The organism is Clostridium sp. D5, assembly GCF_000190355.1.
Lineage (GTDB): Bacteria > Bacillota > Clostridia > Lachnospirales > Lachnospiraceae > Faecalicatena > Faecalicatena fissicatena_A.
This window is the reverse complement of sequence record NZ_GL870809.1, coordinates 928,426-949,616: the sequence shown is the minus strand read 5'-3', so window position 1 is coordinate 949,616 and position 21,191 is coordinate 928,426. Positions and strand designations below refer to the sequence as shown.

Genomic DNA, 21,191 nt, shown 5'->3' with positions numbered 1-21,191 from the left:
ACGGGGTCTGACCCCTTTGGACCTATACATTGATTCCAGCTTTCCTGGCCTGGCTCCCCAGGTCTTTTACGGCCAGTTTATACTGCTTCCCATCTTTGATGAAATAGGTCCCACACTGTCGGAATTCAAAATGTGTCCCAGTCCGGATACACTGCTCCCTCAGAGAAAGGACCCACTCATAATCCAGCGGCCGTGCATTTTTGTCGGATTCTCCGCCCGCGACTACCAGCTCCACTCCTTTCAGGTGCTGCTCCAGCTCTATGGCTCCGATCAGCGGCTGGCAGATGATGTTCCTGTGTTTTATGGGAAGCTCAGAAAATACTGCAAGCCTGGCATCGGCCATTTCCTGATTTTCTATGGTACATCCCACCGTAACATTTTCATATCCATCTCCCCAGTCTTTCGGAATACACTGCATAAAGCGGTCAATCCGCTTCGTCAGAAACAGAAAATGCAGATCCTGCCGCTCCCGAATCATGTCCCAGCATTCTCCGCGCCATTCGTCTGCATCCTCCAGCAGAAAATCCGACGAAAAACAGACGTAGACCGTCTGCCCTGGTTTTATCTTATAATCGCCGGACGTCTTCTTTTCAACCGGCGCATAAAACTTTTCTGTCCGTACGATCTGATCCGTATCGATCCCTTTTCTGGCATCTCCCTTATGGATGTAACAATATCTGCATCCCTCACTCTGCCTGTGGCACCCCCGCCACGGATTCCAAATTGCCATCAAACTGCCTCCTGTTATTTCCCAGAATAATTAGAGCAGGAATACCCGATTTCTTCTCCCGGTTTCATATCTCTGCAAATATATTATAAAGCCTTTGCAAAACAATTGCCACTGGAAAGAGTTTCGCTGGAGAAACTTACGCCTGCGAAGTGCGGCAGTGAGCAAGTGAAGATCCCGCCCCGATGCACGCCAAACAGGGCCGGAAGTCATCCTCCCGGCCCTGTTTCCTGTCTCCTTATAAATAGATCTTCCAGTTCATAATCTCAAACGGCTTTATCACAAATTCTGCTGCACCGCCTTCCTGCGCGCATCCGGTATCTTCCTCCAGCAGATTGCAGGGGACGATCTTTTGCACGCAATAATCAGAAGACAGCCTTACTCTATGCCTTCCGCCGCGGCATTCATGCATCCTGACAACCAGGCATTCCTCATCCTCCGCCTTCTTAACTGCATCAATCTGTACGCCATCGTCCGATACTTTGACAAGCCGGCGGATATCAGTAAAGGTCCCTGGCATTGTCTGTGCCGGCAGATTCAGGGCGTTTGCCGCCTCAATCACGCCGCCGTCCTGTGCCCTGCCTGTATGTGGAAGAAACGAGTAGGTAAAATCATGCTCCCCCATGTCAGCAGACGTATCCGGGAATTTAGCGCTTTTTAAAAGGCTCAGCCGCATAATACTATCCTTGATACTGTACCCATATTTGCTGTCATTTAGCAGTGCGGCTCCATAATCCTCTTCTGAAAGATCAGCCCACTTGTGTCCGCAGACCTCAAACCTCGCCCAGTCCCAGCTCGTATTCCAATGCGTCGGACGTTCCACATGCCCGAACTGTATGTCATACGTTGCTTTCACCGCCCTGATATCCGTATAGAATGCAGTTTTTAACAGCTTGTGGTCCTCCCGCCAGTCCACATGTGTTACAAAATCAATCCTCCTGGAATCCCGGTATACCACCATATCCTGCGTAATCTCTGATTTGTGATAGCTATGTACAAAACGAATCACAGCCTTCAGCGGTCCCTCTTCGATTACCGTCTTTTCCCCGCATCTCTCTATAGTCTCCATTTTACGGGTATGGTAGATGTCAATATCCCAGGCATCGTATTTTAGCGGCTTATCCTCATAAATCTCCAGAACATTGCCCTTTTCACCATCTTTTAAAACCATCCGGCCGTTTTCCCTGTCAAAAAGTTTTACCAGCTGACCGGCTTCATTCCATTCGATAATATAAAATGGAGTTTGGATACAATTCGTACCTGTTTTAAATACTGATTTTTGTTCCAAAACCACCTGTTCTACCGGCACAAAATCTCCCGGCACAAAAGTAATATTCTGCATAGAAAACGGCTGTAAATCCACAAGCACTTCATACCCTGCATCCGTACGCTGTGCCTCCAGCTCTGTTCCGCCGGCATCCGCAAAATATCCGGCCTGACTCACCGGCACCTGCACCAGTTCCTTTCCGCTAAAACTGTTTACCGTATATATCCCAAAACAATTCTCCCCCGCACGCATAAGATTCTCAAACGCTTCCTTCTTAACTCCATCAGCAGCTTTTTCTGCCATGCCATAGGATATCTTTGAATCCTGATAGACTTCCCCGATAGAAGAACCCGGAATAATATCATGGAACTGCAGCAGCAGAACCTCACGCCAGCACGCGTCTATTACCTGATGCGGATATCCGCCGCCTTTTGCAAAGGAAACAGATGCCAGCCATTCCGTCCGGGCCAATTCCTGCTCCATATGGCGGTTTGTCTTCTTATTATAGGCCTGCGATGTATACGTGCCCCGGTGATACTCCAGATAGAGCTCCCCATCCCATGTATGTACATATTCATCACTGTTTTCCATATCCTCATGAAGATTTTGGAAGAACTCCCCGGCTTTCACGGGCTTGACCCAGGGCAGTCCGGGCAGTCTGTCCATGGCCCTGCGCATTTCCAGCATATCCCGGGTCACTCCGCCGCCCCCATCTCCATAGCCATAAGAGATCAATGTATTCTTACTTAAATCTTTATTCCTGAACTTCTTCCAGCTCCCCGCTGCCGTACGCGGATCCATCATCCCGCTGTAAGTCGAATATCTCGTATCCAGCTCCCGCCCCGCTTCCGGTGTGTTGACAAAATAGGTCAGTATCTCGCTGCCGTCAATTCCCCTCCACCAGAAGACATCATCCGGTATCGTATTAAACTGATTCCAGCTGATTTTAGTCGTCATAAATGTCTCAATACGGCATTGCTTCAAAATCTGCGGAAGTGCCCAGCTATAGCCAAATACATCAGGCAGCCAGAGGTATCCGCATTTCTTTCCAAACTCCTGTTCCATAAAGCGGATTCCGTATAAAAACTGCCTTACCAGTGACTCTCCCGAAGGGATATTGCAGTCTGCTTCTACCCACATACCGCCATCCGGTTCCCATCTGCCGTCTTTTATTTTTTCTTTTATCTTCTCATACAGAGCGGGCTGGTCCTGTTTTATATACTGATACAGCTGCGGCTGTGTCTGAAGAAACGTAAATTCTTCATATCTGTCCATCATTCGAAGCGCTGTTGAAAAAGAACGGACCGCCTTCTCCCTTGTATGCTTCGTCCGCCATAACCATGCCACATCGATATGGGTGTGTCCCACTACATTTATATTCACCCTGCTGCGTTTCTCCAGCCGTGCAATCCCTTCCATTAATACGCCGTGGGCAGCCTCCGCGGTTTCATAGAAAAATTCTTCATCCCAGTCAATATAGTCAAGTACTCTTTCAAACAGCCGTTTCAGCTCAATATAGTCATCATCCTCCGGAGACAGCAGCTGTAAAGTCTCTGTAATTGCTTTCCCATAGTAATACAGCTCATCCGCTTTCCTGTGCAGGTACCCAAGATCCGCCTCCTTCATTCTATGGTAGAAATCCCGGTGCACACCGCCCCCCTCCAGACCGGTCCAGAGCATAAACGTAAGCCTGACCGTCCTGCCCTCCAGACCGTCAAATAAGACTTCCCTGTGATTGGTATCTACGCCCTGGAAAGGTTCGCCGTCAACATAGAGCAGGGATTCAAACCCACTGTTATAACAGTCCCCCGTTTCTCCAAAATCAAACAAACCCACGGCTCGGCAGCCCTCTTTTATTTCCGGTATCTGCACTTCCTTTTCCAGCCACAGATAGCGGTCTCTCCCGACAAAGGTATCGTTCAGCCCAAAAGGCTCCCCTTCTATTTTATCCGGCGGGGTAAGATGTACTTCATCATCCGCCCCCTCGTCCGGCATAGATACGAAAGGAGCGATGCACCTGCACTGCAGATACCTTCTGGCCTTCAGCTCCTCCACCCTTTTCTGAAACTTTTCGATTGTAAAAAACATAGCTCCTCCCTTGAATTCAAATGACAGTCATTCCCTCTTAACCTCGGGGCATCCATCTTTGGATTTTTATTTTTCAGCCTCGAACATCAGAAATACTTCAAGCTTAGGCAGAAATACCGTAGAACTGCCGCCCTCATACTCCACCGGAAGAACTTCGTTCGTCTCAAGCAGATGTGCGCCTTTGATGTGATATGGAACCGTGACCGTGATGTCCTTCATTGGAACATAAGGAGCCTCCTCCTGCTGGTTAAGAACTGCAAAGTAATTCTTCCCGTTCTTTTCCCAGTTCACTACCTCTACATAGCTCGGCGCATCTGACGTGAACACCGGCGCTCCCATCAGGCTGCGGATGATGCGGGCAAAAGCACGCCGGCTCATCAGCGGTCTGCTGCGCTCAATCGGTGCGGCTGCATATAAGATTCTGCCCTTTCCAACATTCCCCAGAATCATGGCCGGGAAATCCGTCCGAACTCCCGGCGGGTCGGAATGGATGGCAGAGAATTCCCGTTTGCCGGTCATCGTATAAGGAAGCGTAATCGTGGCCAATACCTGCGCATCCCCGGTCACTTCGATCAGCTCCTGTCTGTCCTGGACCGCCATCGGGCTTTGTTCTGAAAATCCCTGGAACAGTTCCTGGCCTTCCGGTGTATAACTCATATAGGTAACATTGTGTTCCGTCTGGCCCAGATGCTTCACACCAAGCAGCTCCAGCAGGCGCGGATGCCCAAAATGCCCGGACAGATAAAGATTGCCGCCGTCTCTGACAAACTTCTCAATCTGTTCCATCTCCTCATCACGGATATTCACGACCTCTGAAATAATAAGCAGATTGTTCGGTATTTCATCGAGCTTCTTGCTGGGAATAACATCAAAGGGGATATTCTCCGTGCGCAGAATCTTGCAGACATCCAGCTTATCATAGATAAATCTCTTGTCCGGCTCCTTATAATCCTCTTCCACACACACATCATCGCCGTTTTCCGCCCAGTCATATTTGGAATGGGTCGCAAACCAGATGGATGCGTTCGTATTCAGCCTGCCTCCCACATATTTTTCATAGTTCTTCGAGACAGCCCAGGCACTCTGGACCGGACCGCCCACCGCGTATACCTCTTCCGAAAGAGTCCCGTCCGGATTCGCTCCGTCACAGATTGACAGTGCACCGTCATGCACCAGCGCTGTCATGGCATGGAGCAGGAACTCCTCCATGGTCTTGGTTGTCGTATGGCTCTGCAGACCCGGATCACAGCGGGATGTAATATATACAAAGGGCAGTGCCTTCGTCAGATTCCGGAAATACTTACAGATAAAGCTTTCCTCCAGGATACCGCCGTACAGGTCCCCGCCGATATAGTCGCACTCCTCCCCCACCAGGTCACTGGTACCGTGTCGCCACGGTGAAGTATTTACACACATATTGTGTTCAATTGTGACCTCCGGACGTACATCCTTAACCGCTTTTGTACTAAGGGCACAGAACTCGGCCATCCACTTTTCACGCAGGTACTGATATTCCCGGAACTCAGAATCGGACCAGTCCACTACACGCGGCAGGTCATCTTTCCCCGTCGCATCTTTATATTTCTTCCGGCAGCTCGGGCAAAAACATACTTCCGGCCAGAATGGCATATCCAGAAAAATGCTCTCAAATTCATAATTTTCAGTAATCTCTGTGAGACAATCGTGCACGTATCTGCGGTATTCTTCATTGTTCGGGCAAACGATGCCGTAACGTCCTTTGCGGAACATACTCTCGGCCGTATACTTTTCCTCCTCCCGTGAGGTCAGACCCTTCCCGTTAATCATGCGCCATTCCGGATGGGCATCATAGGCATAATTGTCATAATTCTGTGAAAAATACGCCTTTACTGCAATGCCGTTTTTGTGGCACAGCTCAATCATTTCCTTCACATAGTCCCGCCCATGGAGGCCCTTGTGCATCAGGCCTATCTCCGTGGGATAATGTGCCAGTCCCGTGTGAGTACGGCATTTGACAACAATCTGCTGGGCACCCGCATCGTTCAGCATCCCAACCAGTTTTTCAGGATCCACCTTGCTCAAATATTCCGGTTTGTCATCCGCAATATGCATATCCAAAAACATACGTCTGTAATTACCTTCTATCCACATACTTTTTATTTCTCCTTTCATATCCGCAATTGATTCAAGTACGCCCTGCCGGATTATATCTCTCTGCCGGCAGTAAAAAGGGCCTCAATATTTGCCGTCGGCACATCCGGCTCCAGTCCCTGGCTGGACATCAGGATATATCCTCCGCCCTTCCCCAGCTGCTCCATATAATGCCGCGCCTCATGTGCTACCTGCTCAGGTGTTCCGTGAGGCATAAGATTCTGCGTGTCAATGCCTCCGTGGAAACAGATCTTCCCTCTGTGGCTTTGCAGATCCTCCGGGTAAAGGCCCGGCACCTTCTGAAGAGGTTCGAGAACGTCAACGCCGCAGTCAATCAGTTCCGGTATGAGGGGCGCAATTGCTCCGCAGGAATGCTGCTGGTAAAATGCACCGTACTTATGGGCCAGATTAACCAGCCTCTTTGTGTTTTCTTTAAAAAATTCTCTCCACATATCCATGGAAAACAGCATACTGATCTGCGTACCATAATCATCATGTGGACGGATAAAATCAATCTGGCCGTCCGCCGCAATCAATGTACGCTCATAATATTCCAGTTCAAAATCCAGCATGCGCTTCAGAATGTGCTTTGCCACATCCGGCTCCTCCATCATCAGCACAAAGAAGTCCTCCATACTGATCAGGAAGGTAACGATCTGAAAAGGACCTTCATGGCCAAATATAATCGCTTTATCCTTGTAGTGTTCGCACTGGCGTTTGATATGCTCATAATCAAACCAGTCAGGATCCGGCCATGCCATTTTGTCTGCATCCGCAATCGTCTGGCAGTTCTGCAGCGGATAGCGGGTCGTCGTGAAATATGTATCCACATCGGTAGTGTACATCGTTTCTTCATAGTTCCAGTAGGTCTCCCTCACCAGATCCCCCCTCGCATTCCGGCTCTCTTTCAGTTCCGGTCCGATATATCGGGAATGGATGGAAGCGATATCAATCTGAAACTTATCATAGATCTGGTCCACGCTGGAAAAGCCATACTCTTTCAGCAGACGGGCAGTTACCGGAGGTACTGCCTCGAAAGCTGCCGGAACCCTGTCTGGATTGCCGTATTTTACGGCTGCCTTGACACGTTCTTTTGAAGTCATTTTATTTCTCCTCTCAACAAATAATCATTTTTTAAATCTTACTGAATATCATTATGCCCTGATAAAAAATGAAGCACCGCAATACTTATCCTTTGACCGATCCTGAAATTGCACCGCCCACAATATACTTCTGTCCTACCAGGAAGAAAATAAATGTAGGTATCATGGCCAGCACCGCCGCACAGGAAAGGCGGCCGTAATCACGGCTGTACTGATTGATAAACATGGAAATTCCCACCGGAAGTGTACGTTTGGCATTATCCATCAGGAAAATGTTCGCCAGGAAAAATTCATTCCATCCCTGCAGGAAACAATAAATCGAAACGGATGCCATACCAGGCCCTGACAGCGGCAGCACGACTTTCAGGAAAGACTTGAAACGCCCGCAGCCGTCAATCCATGCAGCCTGTTCAATCTCTTCCGGTATTTCATCGAAGTATCCCCTGAACATCCATGTGGTGAAAGGCAGTGAAGTGGCCGTATATAATATAATGATGCTCGTGTAAGAGTTCATCAGATTCACGGAGCGGAAAACGATGAACAGCGGCACTGCACACAGAATCAGCGGGAACATCTGTAAAAGCAGCAAAAGGCTTGAGTACCCGTTAACCAGTCTATTTTTAAAACGAGAAACTGCATAGCCTGCAAAGGCGGAAATACAGATATTGGCAAATGCACTGACTACCGAAATAAGCAGGCTGTTCTTCAGATATCCTACAAATTCGGAATTGGAAAGCAGTTTCTTATATGTATCGAGCGTATATACAGAATCAAAAAATCCTTTGGCCATGATCTCCGCTTCGCTGCGGAAGCTGTTGGCAATAATTGTGAATATAGGCAGATACGTAATCACAAATACAACACATAATACAGCAAACAATATCCATCTCGTGGTATGCGCTTTTGTTTTCATATCCTCTCCCCCTATTCTTCACTCCGACGCATTTTCATCATGATATACGCCAGAATCATGAGCAAAATTAATGTAATCACGGCAATCGCTGAACCAGGTCCGATCTTGTTATATTTAAACGGATACAGATAAGCCAGATATACCATATTCTCTGTCGCCATATCCGGACCGCCCCCTGTCAGGAGATAAATCAGGCCAAAGTCATTGAATGACCAGACCGTCAGTAATATCACAAGAATAATCGAAGTCGGCTTCAGGTGGGGCAGGGTGATATAGCGGAACAGCTTTGCTCCGCTGGAAGTATCCAGACGCGCAGATTCATACATCTCCGTCCCAATGCTCTGCAGGGAAGCCAGCAGAGATATGAGTACAAACGGATAACTGATCCAGATCTTTATGATACACACCGTGACACGCGCCCAAGCCGGATCTGCAAGGAACATAATCGGCCCGATATTCAGATAGCCGAGCAGCACGTTAATCAGGCTGCCCTGATCATTGATCAGCCATCTCCATGCAGAAACAGAAACAATCGTCGGGATCACCCAGGGAATGATAAATGCCGCGCGGAAGAATCCACGGCCGGGCACATCCTTGTTCAGAATCAATGCAAGGGCCAGCCCAATCAGATAACTTCCTATAATCGTGACAAGTGAAAACAGCAGGGAGAACCCCATTGCGTTCCAGAACCTGGAACTTGTGATCACTGACTGATAATTTTGAAGTCCGACAAAGTTTCCTGTATTTACAATATTTCCGTCTTTCAGACTGTAGAGGATACCGGTGATGACCGGATAGAGATTTACGAAGCCGATCAGTATGACCGAGGGTAACAAAAAACCCATGGACAACATATAATCTCTCTTTCTCCCCGCCAAGCTTCGTTGCACTTTCACATTGAACCTCCTATCTATGAAGTGACGGGAACGAAACGGCTTTGCGTTTTGTTCCCGTCATATAAGTTACTCCCGACAATTACTGTCCAAGAATCATTTCCAGATTTTCCTGTTCCTTCTCCAGAATCTGCTCTGCCGTTACACCTTGAGTGAACATACTCTGAATCACTGCGTCCAGGGTGCCGTCAGACTCAACTGCACTCAGTTCACTGAACACTTCATCGCTATTGGCCGCGATATTCTTCATAACAGGCAGATAATCTTCAACAATGTCCTGAACCACCGGATCCTCGGCATAAGCAGGATCTTCCAGAACCGTGTTGCGTACCGGGAACATGGAGTACTTACCGTCCACGCAATAAGACGTCATATTTGCAGCAAACCAGCGCATAAAGTCACAGGTTTCCTCCGGATACTCACTCTGGGAATAAGCCATCAGCCCTCCATTCCAGTAAACGGAAGCCTTGTCCCCGTGAGGACCTGCAAGAGGAGGCAGAACCGCGATCTTGTCGGCCAGATCAGGCAGCTGGGATACCAGTCCCGGATTTCCCCAGTGGAATGCAACTTCTCCCTTGGCAAAAGCGGACTTGGAATCATCTGAAGTCAGACCTGCACTGGCAGGATTTACCAGACCGTCATTAATAAGCCCCAGCAGATAATCAACTGCTTCAATATTGCGGTCAGTCACACAGTCCGGCTCACCGTTCTCATTGAAGAGTCCCCCGCCATTGTTAATTGTCCACTGGAACATGGTCTTTCCGTTGTTTCCGTTTCCAATCAGAACCATACCATACTTATTGTTCTCAGGTTCTGCCAGCACTTCAAGACAATGACGGAATTCGTCCCAGTTGGTCGGAACAGACAGCCCATGTTCCTCCAGAATATCTGTACGGCAGTATGCAACCTGCATGTCAATTCCCGTTGGCAGAGCAACATAGTGGTCTTTGTACTTGTAGCCCTCTACCAGATCCTTCATAACATAATCATCAATTTCGCCGTCTTCGTACATTTCCGCAATCATGTCGTCCAGCGGATAGATGGCATCCATATCATAGAACTGCATCGGCATGTAGCTGGAACCGCTGCTGCAGTCCGGAGCCTCCCCTGCCGCAATTGCTGTAAGAAACGTCTGGTAAAAGTTATCCCATGGCACGCTCTGATACTCGACATCAACGTTATTTTCCTTACTGTATTCTGCACACATCTCTTCGGCAATGGTAATGGACTCCTCATTCCCCCATACCATATCCCAGAAAACAATTTTAGGCTTCTCACCGGATTTCTCCTTGGGTTTCTCACTGTCCGCATTCCCGCAGGCTGCTGTTGCTCCCATCGTTGCCACTGCCAGACCAACTGCCAGGCACCTCTTCCATCTTTTCATTCCTAATCCTCCCTTTCTTTATTTCTTCATTCCTGAAGTATTTTGTAGTTTGGATTATACATAACTTTCCGGCAACTTTGAACCTTATATGATAACGTATACTCCCTAATCTTTATCATCCTTTCGGCCGTAATCTCCCTATTTCAGTTTTGATATCTTTTTTTCCTGTTTATTTAACTATTTCTGCTTTAAAACCATCTGGCGGTACTCGCGCGGGGACATGCCGCACCACTTTTTGAAGGCATCCCCAAAGTATTTTCCGTTCGGTATTCCCACCTTTTCCCCGATTTCCTGCACCGTGAGGGTCCGGTCCAGAAGCAGCGCTTTCGCTCTCTCCATGCGGTAATCACTTAAGTAGGTGCTGAATGACTTACCGGTCTGCTGTGAAAAAATACGGCTCAGATAATTTGGATGAACCGACATTTGTTCCGCAGCCAGCACCAGTGTGATTCGCTCTTTGTAATTGTCCTTAATCCATTGAATCGTCTGCAGAACCGGCAGCGAATATTTTCCCATTTCATTCACACAGCTGCCCATACGATCCAGAAGATTCTCCACCTCCTGCCGCATAACCGAATAAGTGCCGGCACTTTGTATTTTTTCTGCAAATCGTTCATTTAAGTCCATGAAATCCTTATGCTCGCCCGTCAGCTTGATCCCATAGAGCAAAAGAACGTTGCTGAGAATTGTTTTGCAGTTGGCGGACAAAAGCCGTGTCTCTTTTATTTCATCCAGCATTTCCATAATTGTGGACGGTATGCCGGATACCCAGGACATTTCACCCGCCTGTTCAAAAAACTGCTCCAGCAGGCTGCGCATATGATTCGAAGAAGGCGCACCGGACACTTCATACGAGATCACCCGCTTTGTCTCATCAAAAAAATACCGGTCCGCCGCAAATATACTCTCCTGATACAGCGCATAAAACTGTTCAATTCCCTGCCCCAGGCTGCTGATTCCTGCCAGATAGATCCGGTTCGTATAGCGTTCGAGTAAATTCGTTATACTGTGCAGAAGACCTTCACCATCCAGTTTATCAAAGTCCTGTCTGGGCAGCACGACAACACATCCTGCATCCTTGATGAGGAAATAGCACCCGCGGTTATGGAGCCGGTCTCCCACAATATTCTCTATAAAGTTATTAAACATGGAAATGGGAGAGTTTTCCTCCGACTCGTAAATGTGATTCAGATAGTCGGCCTCTGAATCCGCGATAAATATCACATAATATGGTTCTTTTAATATGAATACCAAATCCGGGGCCGCCGCTTCGATGGCATCAGGCGTACCTTTACGGTGAATGATATCCTTCAGTACTGCCGCCGTATTGTTTGTTTTCTTTTCCAGATGCTCCCGCAGCGGATTCTGCTCCTGAAATGTCTCAAGTTTTCTGCGTTCCTTTTTCAGAATCGTCTTTAAATGTTCATCATCCAGGGCAGACTTAAGCACATAATCATCCACCCCCAGGCGGAGAGCCGCCTGCGCATAATTGAAATCATCATAGTTGCTTAAGATTACAACCGACGCCGTACTCTCCTTCTGCAGGCGTTTCACCATCTCCAGGCCATCCATATTGGGCATACGAATATCCGTAAAAATAAGATCCGGATTGGTTTCCCGCACCAGTTTCAATACCTCAAGTCCATCTCCCGCCTCCCCTGCAACAGTAAAGCCATAATCTTCCCAGCTCAGCAGATTGCGTACTGCAAACCGCAAAAGGGGTTCATCGTCTGCAATAATCACCTTATACATATATATTTTCCTCCTTCAATGGAATTAAAATTGTAACGGTTGTCCCATATGGATGATTCTCTTTGAACCGCAGCCCATATTCTGTTCCATAGTGCAGCTGAAGTCTCCGGTGTACATTATAGACACCCACGTTTTCGTACTTATTTTCTGTATGGCCAGGTCCTTCCAGAAACATCTTCATCTGTTCAGGATGTATGCCCTTTCCATTGTCCGCCACAGTGATACAGAGCTTTCCGTCCGTAATGTGCACATGGATGTCAATGACACCCGGACGGTCAATTCCATAGATGCCGTGAAATATTGCATTTTCCACAATGGGCTGTATCAGCATACAGGGCATCGGCTGATTCAGCGTCCCATCTTCCGTCGTGACGCTGCATTTAAAATTGTCATAATATCTCATCTGCATAATAAAAATATAATCCCGGATCAAATCCAGTTCCTTCTGCAGAGTGCTGCTCCCATCGCCATATTTCGCAGTGGCGCGCAGCAGATTGGTTATTGCATCCGTCAGATCCGCGATTCCTCCGGCATTCTGCAAAAGCGCCATCTGCTTGATTGTACCGAGTGTATTATAAGTAAAGTGAGGGTTAATCTGAGCCGACAGAGCTGCAATCTCCAGCTTATGCTTTTCATTCTCTGTCTGGTAAATCGTCTGAATCATGGAATACAGCCTCAGCGCCATGTGGTTGAAACTCTCGGTGAGCAGGGCAATCTCATCTCCGCCATTGGGCTGCAGTATTATTTCATTATCATCTTCCGGTTCTGTGAAGGGATCAAAGTTATCATTCGTCAGACGCAGCATACTTTTCTGCAGCCTGATAATCGGCCATACAAAGCCATTCGCAAAGGCCATCATAGGCAGAAATATTACCAGAATGATTAATGCTGCTATTACTGCAGAAATCGTCAGCATCTTGTGTACACTGGAGTACAGCTCCTGATGATCTGCGATCCGCAGAACATACCAGCCGCTGTTTTCACTGTAAGAAAAGACCACACGGCTCTTCCTGCCCTGATACTGATAGTCAAAATGGCTGCCGGCCTTCTGCAGTTTGGAAAACCAGCCTTCATCCATGCCGTTTTTTCCCCTGAACAGATCACCGGAATCGAAGACAATCTGATTGGTGTCCGTGACGATCAGCAGTGTACCGCCGTCTGCCTCCCAGATTTTCTGTAAATTATCATTCAGAATATCCTCGATTTTTACATTAATGAAAATATATCCCGCATCCTTCATCGTCATCATATTCTTTACCTTGCGTACGATAGAAATAATCTCCTCTTTCGGATAAGTTTCCTGCTTGTTGACATAAGGTCCGATGATGCAGGTACGGGCATCCGACTTGGCAAATTCCGGGAGCCACTCCTCCTGCTCCAGTTTATAGTCGAAATTGGCAAAATTCATGGGTGTAGAAAACAAATGTCCCTGCAGGTCATAAACATAGATCGACTGAATCCCGTTGTAGGACTTTTGGGCATTTGCCAGATACCAGCCGGCCAGTTTTTCATTGGGGGCATACATTTCGAAATGTTCTCCGTAATCCACACTCAGTACCTGCTGCATATTGTCGCTGTATGCAATGGAGATTGCCAGCCTGTCTATGTTCTGCAGACATGCATCCACAGACTCGCTGACCTGCTTCGTGATTTCATCCGCATATGTATCGAAACTTGTGATCCGCTCCCTTGACCAGTATATAGACAATACCGCAGCGCACAGGCTTACCGAGATAATAACAAGCGCGCTGAACATCAGCAGCAGCCTGTTCCGTATCCCCAGACCCGCCCACCAGGTTTTAAACTTATCAATGACTTTTGGCCCCCGTTTCCTGCCAGCTTGATTTTCCAAATCCCCATACCTCCAATACCTGATTTTGATTCAATCGATAACTTTCTATTATTTAATCTGCCTGATCTTACGTTTTCTGAATCAGCTTCATTTTATCATACTCTATAAGCTCCCGCAGAATAATTTACAATTCGAAAGCTCTGCTTACGTTTATGAGGATGCGTTTGTCCGCCGATCCCATTTCCCGATTGACTTTCCGTCTCATATCTGATACTATTACACCAGAACAAAATGATTGGAGATGAAAGAATGAAGACTTTTTCCTGTTAATTATCAATGCATAACAAAACAAACCGCTTGAAAGGACTCTGTCCGTTTTTTTGTTGTGCAAACACAGGAAAGTTTATTCATCTATTCTTCTCATAACATACACTGACACTATGCCGCATGTTCAGAGATCAGTCTTGGAAGCATACTATCTTATGCTGTTTCCGCGGAGTTGACTTTGAAGAAGCATATATCCGGCAGAACACCGGACGGGCATAGGAAGGTACCATATATGTGTTATCAGAAGCGGCAGGAATTAACTTTTCTGCGGTTTTTTTATGCGGTCTCCCGTCACTGCTGCTGATCGGAGAAGCATGACACGAATGTCAGAACACAGATACGGAGGTATGCCTTATGTCAAGAATTCAGATATCAGATTTAACTTTTTCATACGATACCAGCTTTGATCCCATCTTCGAAAATGTATCCTTTCAGATTGATACCGACTGGAAGCTGGGCTTTATCGGCAGGAACGGACGCGGAAAAACCACTTTTCTCAATCTCCTGCTGGGCAGATACGACTACAGCGGCGCAATTTCAGCAAGCGTAGATTTTGAATATTTCCCTTACCCGGTGGAACATCCGGATGAAATGACACTGTCAATCATAGAGGAGATCAATCCCCTGGCAGAGAGCTGGCAGATCTTCAGGGAACTCAATCTGCTGGACGCGGATCCGGAAATCCTCTACCGCCCTTACACTTCACTCAGCAACGGGGAGCGCACAAAAGTACTCCTGGCGGCACTGTTTTTGAAGGAAAATGCCTTTTTACTCATAGATGAGCCAACAAACCACCTGGATATCAAGGCCCGGGAAAAAGTCGCCCGGTATCTGAACACCAAGAAAGGGTTTATCCTGGTCTCCCATGACCGGACCTTTCTGGACGAGTGTATCGACCACGTCCTCTCTATCAATAAGACAGACATCGAGATTCAGAAAGGAACCTTTTCAACCTGGTTTTCCAATAAAGAAGCGCAGGACAAGATGGAGATGGAGCGCAACGCCCAATTAAAACAGGATATCCGGCGCCTGGAGGAAGCCTCCCGCCGGACCGAACGCTGGTCAGACAAGATCGAAGGCACAAAGACCGGAACCCGCATAGCAGGCCTGCGCCCGGACAGAGGCCATATCGGCCACCAGGCCGCTAAAATGATGAAGCGCTCCAAGTCCACACAGAAGCGTCAGGATCATGCCATAAATGAAAAAGGGAAACTCCTGAAAAATATAGAGACCGCCGAAGATTTAAAACTCAACCTGCTGACCTATCACACAGATGTACTGCTGTCTATGGAAGATATCAGTATAGACTACGGCTCCCGCCCCGTCTGCCGGGACATCAGCCTGACAGTGCGCAAGGGAGACCGCGTCTGTCTCCGCGGGAAAAATGGCAGCGGAAAAACCAGCCTGATCCGCCTGATACTGGGCGATCCGGTTCCTCATACCGGAAGTTTCCACCTGGGCAGCCAGGTAAAAATATCCTATATCTCCCAGGATACCTCCTGGCTAAGGGGAAATCTCACCGATTTTGCAGTACAATGGAAGCTGGATGAAACCATATTTAAAACACTCCTGAGAAAACTTGACTTTAGCAGAATGCAGTTCGAAAAGAATATAGAAGAATTCAGCGAGGGCCAGAAAAAGAAGGTCCTGCTGGCCAAAAGCTTATGCGAGCCGGCCCACCTGTTCATCTGGGACGAACCGATGAATTTTATTGATGTGTTCTCACGGATGCAGATCGAAAATCTGCTGCTGGAATATCGGCCTACGATGATATTTGTAGAACATGACGAGACCTTTCAGACTAAGGTGGCAACTTTGGGGGTGGATCTGGATCGGGGGTAAAGGGGACGCCTGTCTGGAATGGGGAGGGAAAGCCCGCCGGGACAACAGGTGAGGGGGCTGGAAGTAACCCGCTTACGGAGAAGTCCTAACGCAAAAGAAGCCGTCCGCGAGGGCACAGACAACATGCAACGAGAAAGCCTGATGCTTTCTCGTTTTAGGTTGTCCTGGAAAGTGATTTTGGAAAATCACTTTCCATCCCTCGCGGACGGCTTCTTTTACGTAAGGACTTCTAACCGTGCGCTCTATACTTCCAGTCCCCTCACCTGTTGTCCCGGCGGGCTTTCCCTCCCCATTCCAGACAGGCTGGGCTTCATCCGGTCGGGAGATCACCTCCAGGGAGGAGTTGCAGACGGGGGCGGCGGATTGTGTTTGGATATGCGGTATGTTATCTTATCAGCATGTTATTTAATAAAACGATCTCCTCCCTGAAAGTGCCGCTTATCCTATATACATCCGCTGCTCCCGTCTGCCGGGACACCCCTTGGGAGGGGATTTTCCTGCCGCCCTGATGCGCCAGCTGTGTGGAATCGTGACAGTGCTCTCCGGGATGCGTCATTACGGCATTACAGCCTCTTCATCAAAATAAAAGCCAACATATGAACTGTCCGCAGGACTTCCAGTCCTGCGGACAAGCCGACTCAAGCGGGAATGCATCCGGCATTCCCGTGTTTGTCGGCGTTGTTCATCATGTTGGCTTTTATTTTGATTAGAGGCTGTTATGCCGTAATGCCGCATCCCGGAGAGCACTGTCACGATTCCACACAGCGTCCCCATACCATCCCGCAAACTCCCCTTTCACGCCCAAGCCTTACTCGAACATGGAGAGAACTGCGCTTTTTGGCTTTGCCCCCAAATCTTTTTTTACAACCTGCCCATCTTTGAATACCATAAATGTAGGAATACTCATTACGCCATATTTCTGTGCGATTTCCATCTCTTCATCGATGTTCAGCTTACATACTTTTGCGTCTTCTTTTTCTTCTGATATCTCTTCCACAACAGGAGCCATCATTTTACATGGTCCGCACCAGTCTGCATAAAAGTCTACCAGTACCGGCTTTTCTGACTGTACTACCTCCTGCTCGAAATTCTGTGCTGTAAGTTTTATAACTGCCATAATTTGTTTCCTCCTTCTAATTTTTATGCTTATTTTTTTAAGTGAATAAGAATTGTTTTCTTTGTTTATATTGTCAGTATAGCATAATTTTGAGATCTTTCTGTGACAAAATCACAAAACAGGCTTTATCTTCTTATACTTTTCCCAATTTTGCCGCATCCAATACTTCGATATGGCCCCGGGTAAGTTTTACCAGACCATCTGTCTGAAATTGTTTTAACAGCCTGGTCACTACTTCTCTGGCCGTACCGATATCGCGCGCCAGAGCATCGTGCGTGATTTTCAGTACATCGCCCCCAGCAAGAGAGCGGTGTTCCAGAATAGAATCTGCCAGCCTGGATGCCACATTGGAAAATACATACTGGTTAAACAGCCACATGATATCCGAAAACTTTTCAGAAATCATTTCCAGAGTATAATCCTTTACTTTTGCGTTCTGTTCGCTGATCTCCCTGTATAATCCCTTGGGGATTGTACAAATGACAGAATCCTGCTCCAGTTCCATGTCCAGTTCGATATCCAGCCCCTTCATCATGCATGCGGCACTCAGGATGCTGACATCTTCATCCACCAGCCGAAACAGCGTAATCTCTCCGCCGCCGGGGGAAGTCACATAAACTCTTGCCTGCCCGGTTTTAATAATCTGCACACCGGCACATTCCCGCCCGCCATAATGAAGGACTGAACCTTTCTCATACATACTCTCTACTACCCGCTGGGCCAGGGCATCCTGCTCCCTTTTCGTCAAATCTTCCCAAAAGGGAAGTGTTCTTTTCAGTAATTCCTTCATGAAACGGTCCCACCTGTCATATTCTAAATTTATATTTCAAAATAAATTTCCTAGATTGCATAATTATTATTTTAGTGATATATTATCAATATAGTAAGAACAACCGTAACGGTTGACCTTAAAATAATGAAGCAAGAAACTCCACCCAGTACTGGTCAAAGTTAGAGGGTGGATTTTCTTATGCTAAAGAATCGTCCCCGTATAAAACGGATCCAACTATAGTATATTAAATTTATATCTTATAGTAAATCTCTGGATTGCACAATTATTATTTTTGTGCTATATTAAAAATATAGAAAGAACAACCGTAAAGGTTGACCTTTGAAAGATTGTATGAGAAACTCCACCCAGTACCGTTCAAAGTAAGAGGGTGGATTTTCTTATGCTAATGGTTCATAAGATAAATAAAGGTCAGTAGTGCAATCAGGAACATTCCAAATTGCATCAGATCCTTAAAATCAAATGGTTTCTTATCCATTCGCACCACCTCCCTTCTATGTAATAAGAACGGGAGGCCAACCACCCTAATTTACGGTTGTTCTTGTACTGATTCTAGCATATGTCTTTTCGCATCTCAATATAGATATCTTATTTCAAATATTTTTATATATTATTACATACCCCGGATTTTAAAATTATACAAAATATCTTACTGTAAATTGTATATCTTGCCTTACTGCTCATAGGCCGCCACAAATTCACGCACTTTTGCAGTCACATAACTGCTGCCGCCTTTGTCTTTCACATCTTCTACCATACCCACAGCCAGTACGGGCTTTTCGATATCCTCCGTCGTCCCGCAGACGAACCAGCCTCTTTCCACTCCGTCCGTGTCATCCTGGCTCTCTTTGATTTCCGCCGTCCCGGTCTTCCCAAGCATCAGCACTCCGTCTATCTTAGCGCCCGCCCCGGTACCGGAAGGGTTTTCAATGACCTGAACCAAGTCGTTTTTCACCAGTTCCGCCGTCTCCGCTGAAACCACGTTTTGCTTCCATACTTTTGCCTCCGCCTGCTCCTGATACAGGATTGTAGGCTGAATCATACTGCCGCTGTTCACGAACATGGTGTACATAGACAGCATATGCACCGGATTCACCAGCAGCTGTCCCTGGCCATAACCGGTATCGGCAAGCTGAATCTCGGAATCTATATTGTCATCGTCATCATATGATGAGGTGGAAAGCGTCAGTTCAAATGGAAGTTCCTCATCAAAACCCATTTTCTTAAAATACTCGCTGATTGTATCCGCACCTATATCCAGCGCCGCTCTTGCAAAATAAATATTGTCCGAATAGACAAGAGCATTCTCCAAATTTACTTCAGATCCATAATCCGTCAGTGTTGTTACGTGATAATCGCCCCAGCTTCCGTCTTTCTGCCAGCTTAAACCGACATACCCCATATTGGCATCCGGCTGGATCTTTCCGGTTTCCACGCCGATTGCGGCTGTAATCGCTTTGAAAGTCGATCCGGGAACCCAGGAAGTATTGAATCGGTTGGTCAGCGGTTTATTCTCATCATTATTCAGTTCCTCCCAGCGCTTATCGGACATTCCCATAACAAAATCATTTGGATCATACCCCGGGGTACTTACCAGAGCCAGTATTTCTCCCGTCTTGGGATTCATAGCCGCCGCCGTTCCTTTATCTGATGCAAACTGCTCATACGCTTTTGTCTGTATCCCGGCATCCACGGTCACCTGAACATCTTTTCCATTCTCCGCCGGCTTCAGGGCCAGGGTTTCAATCTCTGCACCGTCTTCACTTACAATTACGATGCTGCATCCATCAGCAGCCCTGAGCTGATCCTCAAATGCCCTCTCCAGGCCTGACTTACCAACAACACTATTCTCATGATACCCTTTTTCGCTCAATTCTTCAAGGTCTTCCGCAGTTACTGCCTGAATATAACCCGTAAGATGTCCCGCTGCAGCGCCAAGCGGGTACACTCTTTCCTCCTTATCATTAATCATGATTCCCTGGATCTTCAGCAGTTCTTCTTCGGCGGGATCATTTTTAGCAATCTCCTTCACCGGTACAAAAGAATCCTCCTGTACGTAGGAAGCGTTTAGTTTTTCGTTGATACTGTCCTCCGACATCCCCAGGATTTCCGCAATCTTTTTCACGGATTCTTCTTTCTGTTCTCCGAGTTTTCCCGGGACGATCCCGACCTCCGATACGGTCCCCTGACCGGCAAGCATCTGCCCGTTGCGATCCAGTATAGCCCCACGTTTTGCGGTCTGCGTATTGATCTGCACTTTATATCCGTCCTGCAAAGAAGGGAAAATCAGCGTAGAATCCCAGACAATCCGGTATTCCTTCCCTTCTTTCATAAAATTCATCTTGTTGTCAAAAGTAATCTCATCTGCCAGCGTATCCATAGCCGTTGAATAAGAAATCACTGCTTTCTTCTTACCTTCTTTGTATCCAGGTTCTCCCTGAACAGTTATCTGAATATTTTTTGCTTCAATTCCCTCATAAATATTCTGATTCCGTTCAACAAAATCCTCCTGGGAAATTCCGCTTTTGCTGTCCTCGCTCAGCAACTGGTACATTTCCTCGTACTTACCTTCATTCAGCAGGGAAAAATATTGTTCGGCTGCATCCTGAGGGGTCGTCTTCACTCGCAGAAGCCACCATGCCAATACTCCCGCAGCAGCCAGCAGCACAATTGCCCCTGCCACTACCGGGATAATCCACTTCTTTCCCTGTTTCTGGTTTCTCTTCCTTCTCCTGTACTCTTTTCTGTCTGCCAATATAAATCCCCTGCCTTTCTGTAACCCCATATTACATTACACTGCAAAATAAAAATACAAGTCTCCTCTTAATATTACAATTGTAATCCTTCTCTGTCAATATATTGTGTGCGGCTTGTTTTCAGGGAAGTGAAGGGACGCCTGCCTGGGACGGGACCGCCGGGGGTGCGGGGGAACTTACTGTGTGCTTTCCGGGGGCTTTCCGTTTGCCAACGAACACTAAATAAAAACCATACCGGGCGGGAAGGCACCAACGGCATTCACCGCGCAATTCTGATGAATTGCACGGCTCAGGCCGTTTTAAAATCTGC

14 protein-coding genes are annotated in these 21,191 nt (G+C 47.2%); 1 reads left to right on the top strand and 13 read right to left on the bottom strand.

The genetic code is table 11. From position 1 onward, the window contains the following. Positions 1-22: 22 nt before the first annotated feature. The 9 genes from HMPREF0240_RS04095 to HMPREF0240_RS04055 form a co-directional block, all read right to left on the bottom strand. Entirely contained in the window at positions 23-730 is a 708-nt protein-coding gene (locus tag HMPREF0240_RS04095) for a DUF5131 family protein (protein WP_009002184.1), read from the bottom strand. A gap of 235 nt (positions 731-965) precedes the next feature. Then, a complete protein-coding gene (locus tag HMPREF0240_RS04090; protein WP_009002183.1) occupies positions 966-4,082 on the bottom strand; it encodes an alpha-mannosidase in 3,117 nt (1,038 codons plus the stop codon). Positions 4,083-4,148: 66 nt separating this feature from the next. Continuing rightward, the gene (locus tag HMPREF0240_RS04085) at positions 4,149-6,212 is read right to left on the bottom strand and encodes an alpha-amylase family protein (RefSeq protein ID WP_035312349.1); all 2,064 of its coding nucleotides are present in this window, start codon (positions 6,210-6,212) and stop codon (positions 4,149-4,151) included. 53 nt (positions 6,213-6,265) lie between these two features. Continuing rightward, positions 6,266-7,315 carry a uroporphyrinogen decarboxylase family protein gene (locus HMPREF0240_RS04080; RefSeq protein ID WP_009002181.1) on the bottom strand — a complete coding sequence of 350 codons (1,050 nt, stop codon included), beginning with the start codon at positions 7,313-7,315 and terminating at the stop codon, positions 6,266-6,268. 85 nt (positions 7,316-7,400) lie between these two features. After that, positions 7,401-8,228 carry a carbohydrate ABC transporter permease gene (locus HMPREF0240_RS04075; RefSeq protein WP_009002180.1) on the bottom strand — a complete coding sequence of 276 codons (828 nt, stop codon included), beginning with the start codon at positions 8,226-8,228 and terminating at the stop codon, positions 7,401-7,403. A gap of 11 nt (positions 8,229-8,239) precedes the next feature. Beyond that, the gene (locus HMPREF0240_RS04070; protein WP_009002179.1) at positions 8,240-9,124 is read right to left on the bottom strand and encodes a sugar ABC transporter permease; all 885 of its coding nucleotides are present in this window, start codon (positions 9,122-9,124) and stop codon (positions 8,240-8,242) included. 79 nt (positions 9,125-9,203) lie between these two features. Continuing rightward, on the bottom strand, positions 9,204-10,505 hold the full coding sequence (locus HMPREF0240_RS04065) for a sugar ABC transporter substrate-binding protein (RefSeq protein ID WP_009002178.1): 1,302 nt from the start codon (positions 10,503-10,505) through the stop codon (positions 9,204-9,206). Between the two features lie 177 nt (positions 10,506-10,682). Beyond that, the gene (locus HMPREF0240_RS04060) at positions 10,683-12,257 is read right to left on the bottom strand and encodes a response regulator (RefSeq protein ID WP_009002177.1); all 1,575 of its coding nucleotides are present in this window, start codon (positions 12,255-12,257) and stop codon (positions 10,683-10,685) included. Then, positions 12,250-14,109 (bottom strand): sensor histidine kinase, encoded by a 1,860-nt coding sequence (locus HMPREF0240_RS04055; RefSeq protein WP_009002176.1) that lies wholly within the window; start codon positions 14,107-14,109, stop codon positions 12,250-12,252. Before HMPREF0240_RS04055 ends, HMPREF0240_RS04060 begins: the two co-directional genes overlap by 8 nt. Before the next feature lie 621 nt (positions 14,110-14,730). Between HMPREF0240_RS04055 and abc-f the strand changes: the two genes are divergently transcribed. Beyond that, positions 14,731-16,218 (top strand): ribosomal protection-like ABC-F family protein, encoded by a 1,488-nt coding sequence (gene abc-f / locus HMPREF0240_RS04050; protein ID WP_009002175.1) that lies wholly within the window; start codon positions 14,731-14,733, stop codon positions 16,216-16,218. Positions 16,219-17,026: 808 nt separating this feature from the next. On the opposite strand, the gene trxA is transcribed toward abc-f, so the two are convergent. From trxA to HMPREF0240_RS04035, 4 genes are all read right to left on the bottom strand, one after another. Then, complete coding sequence (gene trxA, locus HMPREF0240_RS04045) at positions 17,027-17,338, bottom strand: thioredoxin (protein ID WP_278245578.1); 312 nt, start codon at positions 17,336-17,338, stop codon at positions 17,027-17,029. A 130-nt stretch (positions 17,339-17,468) separates the two neighbouring features. Then, positions 17,469-18,125, bottom strand: a complete 657-nt coding sequence (locus HMPREF0240_RS04040) for a Crp/Fnr family transcriptional regulator (protein ID WP_009002173.1) — start codon at positions 18,123-18,125, stop codon at positions 17,469-17,471. A 385-nt stretch (positions 18,126-18,510) separates the two neighbouring features. Further along, positions 18,511-18,603, bottom strand: a complete 93-nt coding sequence (locus tag HMPREF0240_RS25275) for a putative holin-like toxin (RefSeq protein WP_347462548.1) — start codon at positions 18,601-18,603, stop codon at positions 18,511-18,513. Positions 18,604-18,798: 195 nt separating this feature from the next. Continuing rightward, on the bottom strand, positions 18,799-20,880 hold the full coding sequence (locus HMPREF0240_RS04035; RefSeq protein WP_242833289.1) for a penicillin-binding transpeptidase domain-containing protein: 2,082 nt from the start codon (positions 20,878-20,880) through the stop codon (positions 18,799-18,801). Positions 20,881-21,191: the final 311 nt, after the last annotated feature.

What these genes read in the sequence shown, in the direction of transcription:
- HMPREF0240_RS04095 (WP_009002184.1), bottom strand. Translation starts at nt 730, where the DNA reads ATGGCAATTTGGAATCCGTGGCGGGGGTGCCACAGGCAGAGTGAGGGA.
- HMPREF0240_RS04090 (WP_009002183.1), bottom strand. Translation starts at nt 4,082, where the DNA reads ATGTTTTTTACAATCGAAAAGTTTCAGAAAAGGGTGGAGGAGCTGAAG.
- HMPREF0240_RS04085 (WP_035312349.1), bottom strand. Translation starts at nt 6,212, where the DNA reads ATGTGGATAGAAGGTAATTACAGACGTATGTTTTTGGATATGCATATT.
- HMPREF0240_RS04080 (WP_009002181.1), bottom strand. Translation starts at nt 7,315, where the DNA reads ATGACTTCAAAAGAACGTGTCAAGGCAGCCGTAAAATACGGCAATCCA.
- HMPREF0240_RS04075 (WP_009002180.1), bottom strand. Translation starts at nt 8,228, where the DNA reads ATGAAAACAAAAGCGCATACCACGAGATGGATATTGTTTGCTGTATTA.
- HMPREF0240_RS04065 (WP_009002178.1), bottom strand. Translation starts at nt 10,505, where the DNA reads ATGAAAAGATGGAAGAGGTGCCTGGCAGTTGGTCTGGCAGTGGCAACG.
- HMPREF0240_RS04060 (WP_009002177.1), bottom strand. Translation starts at nt 12,257, where the DNA reads ATGTATAAGGTGATTATTGCAGACGATGAACCCCTTTTGCGGTTTGCA.
- abc-f (WP_009002175.1), top strand. Translation starts at nt 14,731, where the DNA reads ATGTCAAGAATTCAGATATCAGATTTAACTTTTTCATACGATACCAGC.
- HMPREF0240_RS04040 (WP_009002173.1), bottom strand. Translation starts at nt 18,125, where the DNA reads ATGAAGGAATTACTGAAAAGAACACTTCCCTTTTGGGAAGATTTGACG.
- HMPREF0240_RS25275 (WP_347462548.1), bottom strand. Translation starts at nt 18,603, where the DNA reads ATGGATAAGAAACCATTTGATTTTAAGGATCTGATGCAATTTGGAATG.